The organism is Flavobacterium sp., from assembly GCF_021151785.1.
Taxonomy (GTDB): Bacteria; Bacteroidota; Bacteroidia; order Flavobacteriales; family Flavobacteriaceae; genus Flavobacterium.
The window spans coordinates 23715-34798 of record NZ_JAGKWP010000011.1 but is presented as its reverse complement, the minus strand read 5'-3'; the positions used below and the strand labels follow the sequence as shown (position 1 = coordinate 34798).

Below are 11084 nucleotides of genomic sequence, written 5' to 3'. Positions count from 1 at the left end.
CTCTTAAATTGCTTTAAAAGAGGTTGAAATGTATACTTTTTGTAGTTTGTTTTATTCATTGTTTCGTCTTACTTTTTTTATTACAATTCCACAAATAAAAATTGTTACTGAAATAATTAAGGCAAAAATAAGCCCCCTAATAAATGAAAAATTTCTGCCTGTGTCACTTGTAAGTTTTCGCATTGCTTCATTCTGTTCTTTAGTAAGTTCTTTACCGCCAAACATTCCGTCTTTGTCAAGGTCATAACGATTTTAGTCCCACTGATAATAAATGTCGTCAAATGTTGCAGTTCCAACAATGAGTAAATATAAGCAAAGAAAAATCGTTAAAGAAGTCCATAAAATTTTATTGTTTTCAAAAAGTATTTTCGTTTTAGAAATATTGTCAAAAGTCCAACAACACAAATAAGTGTCGGAATGGCTAAATGATATGGAATTGTAATCTCGTTCATAGCTTTCAGAATTGTTGATTTCTTAAAGTCAACCAAGCTATGAAATAAATTATCAGAAAAATTATTGGAAGTCCAATTGTCAAAACCAAATTCAATGAAATTGCATTTTTGTTTTTCAGTTGTGGTCTAAACGTCAAAATTAGTTTTCTAAAAATTATGTATAAAATTCCTGTCACTACTAAAAGTGTCAAGAAACTTATTGGATTAAATGTTGTTATGAAAGTCCAAAGTTTATTTATAAAATATTCAATTCTGTTCATAGTGTAGGTTGTCCAAAATTGCCACTAACGTCAGTTCGTCTAAAAAGCTAAATTTCTTTATCATCTAGCTTTTATAAACTCAAATATACTACTTTTTAGTAATAAATATTTGATAAATTAAAAATTGTAGTTTTAGTTGGGTTGACAAGTAAGTACTTTAAAACCTCTTTTAAATTGCTTTAAAAGAGGTTGAAATTTATACTTTTTGTAGTTTGTTTTTAAAAAATGTTAGTTGTGCAACAGTTACTGCTGTTATAGCCAGTGCTAATAAAGAGGGCTTATGTAAAACACAACATCATTTTTAACTATTTCAAATTCATCAGTTTCTTTATTGTAGACAAATTCAATAGGCTTGTTATTTCGCAATTGTAAATTATCAGAGCTTTTAGAGTCTTCCACGAACTTTGTCCAAACACGTGAAGCTGCAATAACTTTCGTTACAATTATTTTATCACGATCCTCATTATTATTATCTGTTTCAACACCTATTATATTTAAAGATTCAACAGAGTCTATTACACGACCATTTTGACTTTTAAAATTGTCTAATAACTTTCCTTTAATAACTTTTCGTAAATCTTCAACGATTTTATCCGAATCTTTTTTTCTCATAATATTTTGTTATTGGTTGGTTTTTTAATGCAATGTTTGTTTGAGCATTGCCTATAACTTATATATATGCGCTACATTATATCGCTAATCTACCCAATTTTGGATGTATATGCGCTATAAACTAGCATTACACAAATATAGTTTTTTATTCTTACAAATCATTAAATATACTTTTTATTTTTCTGAGCTATTGGTGTTAACATGCTTGTAAATCAAAGTTGTTTTGGGGCTATTAAGCACAAAGAATCTTTTAGCAAATGCTTGCAACAATCATTAAAACAAGCCTTTTTAGCCTTCAAAAACGCGATGGTAAGCTATTCAATTTTAAAGTTTTGAATTATAACTAAAAACAAACCCCGTTTAAAACGAATTAAACGAGGTCAATTTTGTGCTTATTTTCTAAATGTTATTTTTTAAGAGGGTTGTGCAACAGCTACCGATGTTATACCGCGTTTAGTCTACTACAACATCTTTTCGGATTTCTTTTTTCCATTCTTCTCCGTATTCCAGCTCTATGAGTTTTAAAACCTCTTTGTTGTATTCAATTATACATTCTAATGGGGCAGGAGTACACCCAAAATCAAAGTATTTTAGGTTATATTTTTTTTCAAACTTTTTGTCATTTTTAGAATTTGCAATTGGAGCAATTGAACCAATTAAATAAAGCTTGGCAGATTTGTTTTTCCATTCTCTTTTAGCAGTTTCGCTGTCAAAATCACAATTGGCAAGAACTTCAAAAGTCTTTATAATTTGATTATCACTTTGAGTTTCAAATTCCATGTTGACCTTTCCATAAAGAAAGGACATTAATTCAAGCGAGTAACGTCTGTTTTTGTCGAGCTTTAACAAAGTAAAATTTCCTAGGGAATCTGTAAAAGCTTTTTCATTAGTCTCTTTCACAATAATCATTATTTCTTCACTTGGTTTTAGTTTTGTTTTGGCAGAAATTATATTCCCGTCAAGTTTGACTTGAGCATTCACGTGAATGATTGTTAAGAGATTTAAGAATAGAAAGATAAACTTCTTCATAGCACTTTCGGTTAAATGCGGTATAACTTGTTTATATGCGACTTTCGAACTAGTATCTTACCATATTGGCAAGATAGGCGAAAGTTTTGCCTGTTTTTATTTCGCTTATTTTTCTTAAGCTAATCAAAAATAGCATAAAATACTTATACATCAAAAGGGCTTTTTATTTTTCTGAACTATTGGTATTAACATGTGTATAAATCAAAGTTGTTTTGGGGCTATTAAGCCACAAAAATTTTTTTAACAAATGCTTGCAACAATCATTAAAACAGGCTCCTTTTAAACGCTTGAAAAAAAAGAGCTTTTCATTTTACTTTTTTATGCTTTCGAACATACAATAAAATCAGGTACTCAGCGCACTAAAATAAATTTCCCTAGGGAAATTAAACAATTGCCCTAGGGAAAATGACTGATTCCCCTAGGGGAATTGTTCAATTGCTGTACAGCAATTGATTTTATAAAACCTATGAATTAAAAATAAGTACAAGAGTAATTAGCTAACTCAAAGCATTGGTTCTAAAAAACTAAGTAGTAATGTTTGGTAATCTCATGGATTATAAAAAAGAGGTATCAAGGTTCTTCTTTCTGGTTTACGTATGCTATGGTTGCTTACAAGGTGCAGAGTTACTTGGCGTTTTTTAGTAACCAATAAAAATGTAGTTTAGCGCAGGAGGATATTAAAATAAAAAAAAGACCGCCGAAGCAGTCTTTTATATTAAGCTAAGTTGTTAAGCTTTTTTAATTTTTCTTTCCAAAGTTTCAGTTCTTCTTTGTTACGCTCAATGCTTTTATATACTTCTTTTACAAAAGGATTGTCGCTTTTAGCATTACTGATGAACTGGATATTGTTCTCTAATTGAATGATGTCGCTTTGTAATTCATCAATTTTTCTACGGATGAAAACTTGTTCGTTGACTAATGCGCGTTGGTCATTGCCTTCAGCTAATTGGTCTAAACGGTTATTGAATTTCATCATTTCTGAATCTTTTTTAGATAAACTTAATTTTTCAAATAAGGCATCTAATATTTTATTGAATTTTCCTTCTATATGACGACGGTTTTGAGGAACTTTGCCTAACTCTTTCCAAGCTGCAATATGTGCTTTTATAGCGTCTAAATCGGTTTTGTGTTCGCCTACTAATTCAAACGTTTTCATTTGTTCTAGATAGTCTTTCTTTCTTTCAAAAGCGGCAACTTCTGCTTCAATTTCATCTTTTCTAGATTCGTGTAAACGGTCAAAGTAAGCATTACATATTTGTTTGAATTCAGCCCAAATTTCATCAGAATGTTTGCGTGGTACATGCCCAATTTTTTTCCAATCTTCTTGAATTTGTTTCATAATTGGCGTTGCACTTTCAAAATCATTAGTATCTACAAACGATTTTGCTTTTTCAATCAATGCCATTTTACGATCTAGATTGTGCTGTTGCTCGTTTTTGATGTCTTTATAAAAGGCATTTTTGGTTGCATTGAAATTACGAACCGCGTTTTTAAAATGGGTCCATGTTTCTTCTGTTTGTTCAGCAGGAACACGACCAGCATTAAAGAAATCTTGTCGTAAAGCTTCCATTTTCACTATTTGTTTTTGCCAATCAGCATGAGTAGTGATGCGTTCTTCGCTTAATTGATTGATTTGAGCAATAATTTGGTTTTTTTGTGCCAAATTTTGTAATTCACGTTCTTTTGCTTGAGCTAATTGCGCCTCTCGTTTGTCATGAAGTTGTTTGGTAATTTCGCTGAACTCGGCCCAAATTTTTTCTCTATATTCTTTATCAACTGGCCCAATTTCTTCTTTCCAAATACGATGCAAAAGTTGTAATTCACGGAATGCTTTAGTCAAACTTGCTTCCTGAATTAATTCTTTTGCACGTGCAATAATAGCTAATTTTTGTTCTAAATTGTTTTTAAAATCAGCATCACGTACTTCTTTGTCTAAATGGACTAATTCATAAAAACGATCTGTGTGAAAATGAAAATTGTTCCACACTAAATTATATTTGTCTTTAGGAATGGCACCCGCTTTTTTCCATCGGTCACGAATATCATTGAATTTTTTAAACATATCAGACATCGAAGTTTGATTCGAGTCGATCAAGTTTTTTAATTCTTCAATAAGATTGGTTCGTTCAACGAAGTTAGCTTTTAGTTGATTTTGAATTTGGTTGAAGTGTTTGGCTTTACGCGCTTTATATTCGTCGAATAATTGATCAAATTTATTTTTGATAGGCGAATGATATTCAAATTCAGCAGTATCGTCGTTCTGAGCAAAAAACTCTTGACGTTTTTCCTCAATAAAATGGTGGAATTTATCCATAAAGGCTTTACGCACTTCTTCCATGTGGTTTTTAATGGCTGAAATTTGATCATGGCTCAAAAGGGTAGCCATTTCTTCCACTAAGGCTTCCATCGATAAAGCTTCATAGTCTTTAGTGGGTAGCGTTGTGCTCTCATGTTCGCCGGTTTCTCCTGCTTCGGCTAAATGATTATCCATGGCTTCTTGTGCAGAAATTTCAGTGCCTTGAGGGGTACTTTCCATACTGTCTTGTCCGTCTGCTTGTGGCAGGTTATCATTCATTTCTTCTAACATTTTTAAGATGTTTAAGGTTTATTAACGCTTCGAAGATACTAAAGCGGAATGAATATTCAAAAAAAATGTCCTGATTTAAAGGTAAAATGTTACTTATTCCAGATTTCCCAAGCTTTTTCTGCCTGAAATACAAGCATTTCATACCCATTTTTGATGGTAGCTCCGTGGGCCTTGGCTTGTTTTAAAAAGGCTGTTTTTTCTGGATTGTAAACCAAATCGTAAGCAATGTGTTGGGAAGTGAATAAACTGTAATCTAAAGCTGGACAGTCCTTTACATTAGGATGTGTTCCTACAGGTGTAGCATTGATAATGATGGTGTATTCAGCAAAAATTTCAGCAGTTAATTCTTCATAACTGAATTCATACTCGTTAGGGTTTCTTGATACAAAATCATATTCAATATTCATTTTCTTGAGAGCAAAAGCAATGGCCTTACTTGCTCCTCCTGTACCAAGGATTAAGGCTTTAGTATGGTGTTTTTTCAAGAGTGGTTTTAGTGATTTCTTGAAGCCATAATAATCAGTATTATACCCTTTTAGTTTCTTTTTCTTTGAAACAGTAATGCAGTTAACCGCTCCAATTTTTTTTGCTTTTTTGTCAACTTTATCCAAATATGGGATGATGGTTTCCTTGTAAGGGATTGTTACATTGAGCCCCACCAATCCTTTCGTTTCTTCCACTAGTTTAGGAAATTCGCGTATGGATTCTAAGTCGTAGTTTTTATAATGACAATTGTCAAAGAAATGATGTTCAAATTTATCCGTGAAATATTTTTTAGAAAAGGAATAATGGATGTTTTTACCTATCAATCCAAATTGTCTTTGTTTTTTGACTTTCTTTTTTGCCATGTCACGGAAGCTTTACTTATAAACGAATGGAATTCAAAGTTACTTTTTTTACTAATATAAAAAATGCTTAAGTCGTTTTTTTATTGAATTTAGCTTGTACCATTTTAATCACTAAAGGAGCTACAGATAGTAAAACAATACCTAAAACCACTTTTTCAAAGTTTTGTTTTACAATTTCAATTTGACCCAAGAAATAGCCTAATAAAGTAATGCTCACCACCCAAATAAAAGCACCCAAAATACAATTTAAAATATAGGTTTTATATTTCATGCTTCCCGCACCAGCTACAAAAGGAGCAATAGTACGAACGATAGGAACAAAACGAGCTAAAATAACTGCTTTTCCTCCGTTTTTTTCAAAAAAATCTTCGGTTTTAGTAATGTATTCTTTCTTTAAAAATAGAATTTTCTTTTTTTCTTTAATCAGTGTACCAAATCGATGACCAACAAAATAATTTAAGTTGTCGCCTAATAGGGCTGCAAGGATAAGTAATGGAATAATTATAGCTAGACTTAATTTTCCGGTAGTAGCTGCAATAACGCCAATGGCAAATAACATAGAATCACCAGGTAAAAGAGGCATAATGACTAGACCTGTTTCTACAAATACGACTAAAAAAAGAATGACATAAATTAAAGTATGGTATTGGTCAATTAATTGATTAATAACAGTTAAAGGGTCTTTAAGAAAGTGAAGTAAAAAGTCGAAAATTTCCATTGTTGGCTTACAGATTATAGTTTTTTAAAGTATTTTGAATAATTTTTTCTTCCCAGATAAAAGGAAACATGTCATGTAAAATGTATTTTTTGTCAAAATGATGCGTTAGGGCATGATGCAACAAAGCAAGTGCTATTTCCTCTTCATTATTAGTGAGGTGAAGTCCAATTAAGCGGTATTCAATCTCAGCCTCATCGGGGTATAATGAAGTGGCTTTTTTTAAGATTTCTATAGCTGCTGGATTTTCTCCTAACACATATAAAACATCACTCCAACACAAGAAATTATCTAATTCGTTATCACCAAATTCATGTGCTTTACGATAACCCACTTCTGCTTCTTCATAAAAATTTAGAAACTGACTAATGTTAGCATAACGTCTCCAATACAGAGCATTTTCATTGTCGATTCCTAAGGCCTTATTCACATAATGCAAAGCTTTTTGATAGTTTTTTTGGCGAATGTAAAAATCGGTTAAAGCCATCCAAGCTTTATCTAATAGAGGGTCTTCATGTATGGTTTTTAAATAGAAAATTAAGGCTTGTTCCTTATTGCCAAGTTTCTCATGACATTTACCTGTGCGTAATAGTGCAAAAGAAGTAGGGTCGTCTAATTCCATCGTTACTTGGTAACAAGCTATGGCTTCTTCATAGCGACCTAATTTTTCTAATGATTTTGCTTTTTCTAAGTGAGCACCTAGAAAGTCTTCATCAATTAAACAAGCATAATCAAAAGCCCAAACCGCCTTTTCATAGTTTTTCAAAGCATAATATTGACGGCCTAATTGGTGCCAAGCGACTTCTGAAAAAGGGTTCTTGTCAATAAATTGATCAAGGTATTTGATGGCTTCTTCATTTTGATCTAAAAAATCAAAACAATAAACTACATTATATAACGCAGAATAATCTTCTTCGTCTTGTTCTAAACATTTGATGAAGTTTTCTTTAGCAAGTTCAAAATTATCCATGAATAAATATTCCATGCCAATCATAGAATAAATATCACCTTCGTCATCGGTATATTTTAAAGCTAATCTTAAATTTTCAATGGCTTGATCATGTTGGTCTCTTTTAGAACAAATATTAGCTCTTTGAACAAATACTTCCTCATTAGTAGGTTCAATCGCATAAATTTCATTTAATAGCTTTTCAGCTTGTTCTAATTTATCTTCAAACACTAACATTTCTACCTGAACAAGCCTTAAGCCAGTAGATTTTGGATGTTGTTCTAGTCCTAATTTAAGTGCTTTTTTGGCTAAGTTCATTCGCCCTGTATCTATATAATGCAGGATGATGTCTTCAAATTCTTCAGAATCAAAGAAAAAAACTTTATTGGTTTTTAACATGGATTCGAACTTAGACAACGATAGGCTGTTCTCATCTTCCTCGTGACCTTTATTCATAGCAATGCGAATTGTGGTTTTCAGTATTAAAATTACGCATAATATTTAGCGCAATTTCCTTGTCAAGTATTTGTTTTAAACAATTTAATTAACAGGATTATGTTTTTTAGTAGCACACTACCATTTCTTTTTATAGACCAAATTCATGTTGTACTTCATCCATTACCTCAAGCAATAGCTGACATCCTTCTTCTATTTCTTGATTTGAAATAGTAAGGGGAGGAGTAATACGAATGGCTTTACCTTCAAATAAAAGCCAAAATAAAATTAAACCTCTGCTATGGCAACGTAAGATAATTTCATTAGTAATAGCTGCTGAGCGGGTCATGGCTGCCAACATTAATCCTTTTCCTCGTACTTCTTCAATTAGTGGATGGACTAGCAATTGTCTAAACAAAGTTTCTTTTTCTAATGTTTCGGCCATTAAGTTTGTTTCTAAAACTTCTTGTAATGTTGCTAAACAAGCTGCGGCTATTACGGGATGACCTCCAAAAGTAGTAATGTGACCTAATTTTGGATCATGACTAAGTAAATCCATCATTTCAGCAGAAGCTGTAAAAGCTCCAACCGGCATTCCGCCTCCCATTCCTTTTCCCATTACCACTACGTCTGGTACAACACCATAATTTTCAAAACCAAATAGTTTACCAGTACGTCCAAAACCTGGTTGAATTTCATCTATAATCATCAAGGCACCCACTTCTTCACATCGTTGTTTAACTTTCTTTAAAAAGTCATTCTCTGGTTGAATAAATCCTGCACCTCCTTGAATGGATTCTAAAATAATACCAGCCGTTTTAGTTGTAATCTTTTCTAGATCTGCTTCGTTGTTAAAAGTGATGAAGTCAACATCAGGAATTAATGGACGGAAGATTTGTTTTCTTTCTTCAAATCCCATTACACTCATACTTCCCATTGTATTTCCATGATAAGCATGATGACAAGAAATTAATTGACTTCTTCCAGTTACTCGTCGAACTAATTTTAAAGCTCCTTCTGTAGCTTCTGTTCCTGAGTTTACTAAATAGGTTTTGTTTAATTGAGGTGGCATATGTTGGGCTAACAACTTGCATAATTCTGTTGCTGGATGTTGTGCATATTCTCCATATACCATTACATGAAGGTACTTATCAAGTTGATTCTTAATTGCCTCTTTTACTCTTGGATGTTGATGTCCCAAGGTACAAGCTGATACACCAGCAACAAAATCAAGATATGCTTTTCCATTAGTATCATAAATATAACTTCCAATAGCATGTGAAATTTCCATAGCTAGAGGGTGAGGAGAAGTCTGGGCTTGATAGGTATAAAAATCGTTTAACATGGGATTTTATTTCTTTTTAAACATTTAAATAATGAATAAGAATTTATATTTTAGTTTTAAAACGTTCAAAATAAGATATCTTTCTAGTTCTTATTTTTTCTTTTCTTTTTTCTTTATTTCTTTCTTCTCTTTTTTGTCATAATTGAGCGTCTCTTTCAAGACCTCCATTGGTTTGGCTTCTGCTTTTTCGTTCTTTTTCTTTTCTTCTTGAACTTTTTGATCAAAAGCTAATTCTTCGGCAGGAAATAAGTCGTCTTTACTTGAAATTTTCTCGTCTATTCGCCAAATGAAACCTCTTAATTTTCTTGCGTTTTCTGGGTATTTATCTTCTGGATAGGTTTCACTTTCTGGATTAATCAAGGAAGTAATGGCAACAATTTGGCTGTTTTCAAGCTGCATGTTAATTTTACTAGAAACACCTTTGTCTATACCTACTAAATCATTGTTTTCATCATACATGTAATAGATTTTTTCGGTGTTTTTTACTAAATCAACTTCATATAATTTATTGTCTCTTAGTTTTCCATAGAGAAATTGACCTTTTACTTGATTAAAACCATTACCTATGGTGTCTTTTTGTATTAAGAAAGCATTGTTTAATACTTTTAACGAATCTAATTGTTCGGTTTTATTGTTCCCGATTAAATGAATTTCATCGCCAGTCATTTGGCTATCTTGACTCCAAATTACAGGCCTGCCAATTAATTTAGTTAAAGCATTTTTATTGTTTGAATGAATGGAATCACATTTTCCACTCATGTCAGATTTTATAAATCGAACGTTGTTAAAAGCTCTAATAGTTCGATCTTCAGGCGCTCCGGTTACTAATATTCTTTTACCGTGTAAATGTAAACTATCATTCGTTTTTTTATCAACTAATGTAGAAACTAAAGCTTTTTTTGTAATAAACATCGAATCTTGTTTGGTGCCACGAATATTTCTGTATAATTCGGCATAATGACCTCGCGCGATCATGTTATTGAGTGTGTCGGTAATTTTTACATTATTGACAGCTTTGGAATAATTCTTTTTCCGATCATAATCAATCAAATCACCTTCAATTTTTTTATTATTATAATTGATATTGGATTTTCCTTTTAGTTTTCCAATGTCGTTTTTGGTATCGTAAAAACCATTTTCGGTATAAATGACATCAGTTTTACTTGTAATGGTTGAAGGACCATACACGTAAGCATGTCCAGAGTTGTCATAAAAATCTAAGTTATTCGTTTTAATAACACATTTTGGATTGGTTACGGTTACAGCAGTTTTAAAGGCGTATTTTTTTTGGTTGATGTAATAACGACCTGATTTACTTTTTAAAATATTATCTTCATTAGTAATTGTTCCATAACTATTGTAATAGGCTTGCTGAATTTTTCGGTTTAAATAAACAGTATCAGTAACTAGTTTTGAATCGGGTGAAGTCATCAGTACATCACCTGTAGCAAAAGCAGTTTCGGTTTTTCCATTATACTCGGCATATTTACTGGTCATGTTAATTGTGTCTCCTTGAGTAATTCTAACATTTCCAAAGGCTTTAATGTATTCTTCATCGTAGAAATAGTAAGCTTTGTTGCAAAAAATGTTTGCTCCATTGTGTTCTACTTGAATGTTACCAGCGTAAATAATGGCTCCTGGTATTTCGCTTTCATTTCGGTCAATAAAATCAGAATGAATGAAGTTAATTTTGCCTTTTTGATTAGGTCGGGTAGTAGGTTCGTTTAATGCTTCTTTTTCAAGTATTTTACCTTGTGCCAAAGCAACTTGACTGATAATTAAACTTGCTATTATATACAGGTATTTTTTCAATTGAATCAAATTTTTGTCAAATTTAATTAAAATGTAACAA

General features: G+C 31.9%; 9 protein-coding genes. All 9 read right to left on the bottom strand.

Annotation, left to right across the window (positions count from 1 at the left end; translation table 11 throughout):
* Positions 1-51 precede the first annotated feature (51 nt).
* On the bottom strand, positions 52-225 hold the full coding sequence (locus QZ824_RS02310; RefSeq protein ID WP_291274425.1) for a hypothetical protein: 174 nt from the start codon (positions 223-225) through the stop codon (positions 52-54).
* A gap of 751 nt (positions 226-976) precedes the next feature.
* Entirely contained in the window at positions 977-1324 is a 348-nt protein-coding gene (locus tag QZ824_RS02305; protein WP_291274424.1) for a hypothetical protein, read from the bottom strand.
* A gap of 453 nt (positions 1325-1777) precedes the next feature.
* A complete protein-coding gene (locus QZ824_RS02300; RefSeq protein WP_291274423.1) occupies positions 1778-2353 on the bottom strand; it encodes a hypothetical protein in 576 nt (191 codons plus the stop codon).
* A gap of 715 nt (positions 2354-3068) precedes the next feature.
* Positions 3069-4940, bottom strand: a complete 1872-nt coding sequence (locus QZ824_RS02295) for a DUF349 domain-containing protein (RefSeq protein ID WP_291274422.1) — start codon at positions 4938-4940, stop codon at positions 3069-3071.
* Positions 4941-5029: 89 nt separating this feature from the next.
* Positions 5030-5788, bottom strand: coding sequence for a shikimate dehydrogenase (locus tag QZ824_RS02290; protein WP_291274421.1), 759 nt, complete (start codon positions 5786-5788; stop codon positions 5030-5032).
* 67 nt (positions 5789-5855) lie between these two features.
* The gene (locus QZ824_RS02285) at positions 5856-6506 is read right to left on the bottom strand and encodes a VTT domain-containing protein (RefSeq protein WP_291274420.1); all 651 of its coding nucleotides are present in this window, start codon (positions 6504-6506) and stop codon (positions 5856-5858) included.
* Between the two features lie 7 nt (positions 6507-6513).
* Entirely contained in the window at positions 6514-7908 is a 1395-nt protein-coding gene (locus QZ824_RS02280) for a tetratricopeptide repeat protein (RefSeq protein ID WP_291274419.1), read from the bottom strand.
* Positions 7909-8038: 130 nt separating this feature from the next.
* The gene (locus QZ824_RS02275) at positions 8039-9232 is read right to left on the bottom strand and encodes an aspartate aminotransferase family protein (RefSeq protein WP_291274418.1); all 1194 of its coding nucleotides are present in this window, start codon (positions 9230-9232) and stop codon (positions 8039-8041) included.
* Positions 9233-9322: 90 nt separating this feature from the next.
* Positions 9323-11044: an OstA-like protein gene (locus QZ824_RS02270; RefSeq protein WP_291274417.1), complete on the bottom strand. Its 1722-nt coding sequence runs from the start codon at positions 11042-11044 to the stop codon at positions 9323-9325.
* Positions 11045-11084 lie beyond the last annotated feature (40 nt).

What these genes read in the sequence shown, in the direction of transcription:
- QZ824_RS02300 (WP_291274423.1), bottom strand. Translation starts at nt 2,353, where the DNA reads ATGAAGAAGTTTATCTTTCTATTCTTAAATCTCTTAACAATCATTCAC.
- QZ824_RS02285 (WP_291274420.1), bottom strand. Translation starts at nt 6,506, where the DNA reads ATGGAAATTTTCGACTTTTTACTTCACTTTCTTAAAGACCCTTTAACT.
- QZ824_RS02310 (WP_291274425.1), bottom strand. Translation starts at nt 225, where the DNA reads ATGTTTGGCGGTAAAGAACTTACTAAAGAACAGAATGAAGCAATGCGA.
- QZ824_RS02275 (WP_291274418.1), bottom strand. Translation starts at nt 9,232, where the DNA reads ATGTTAAACGATTTTTATACCTATCAAGCCCAGACTTCTCCTCACCCT.
- QZ824_RS02295 (WP_291274422.1), bottom strand. Translation starts at nt 4,940, where the DNA reads ATGTTAGAAGAAATGAATGATAACCTGCCACAAGCAGACGGACAAGAC.
- QZ824_RS02290 (WP_291274421.1), bottom strand. Translation starts at nt 5,788, where the DNA reads ATGGCAAAAAAGAAAGTCAAAAAACAAAGACAATTTGGATTGATAGGT.
- QZ824_RS02305 (WP_291274424.1), bottom strand. Translation starts at nt 1,324, where the DNA reads ATGAGAAAAAAAGATTCGGATAAAATCGTTGAAGATTTACGAAAAGTT.
- QZ824_RS02280 (WP_291274419.1), bottom strand. Translation starts at nt 7,908, where the DNA reads ATGAATAAAGGTCACGAGGAAGATGAGAACAGCCTATCGTTGTCTAAG.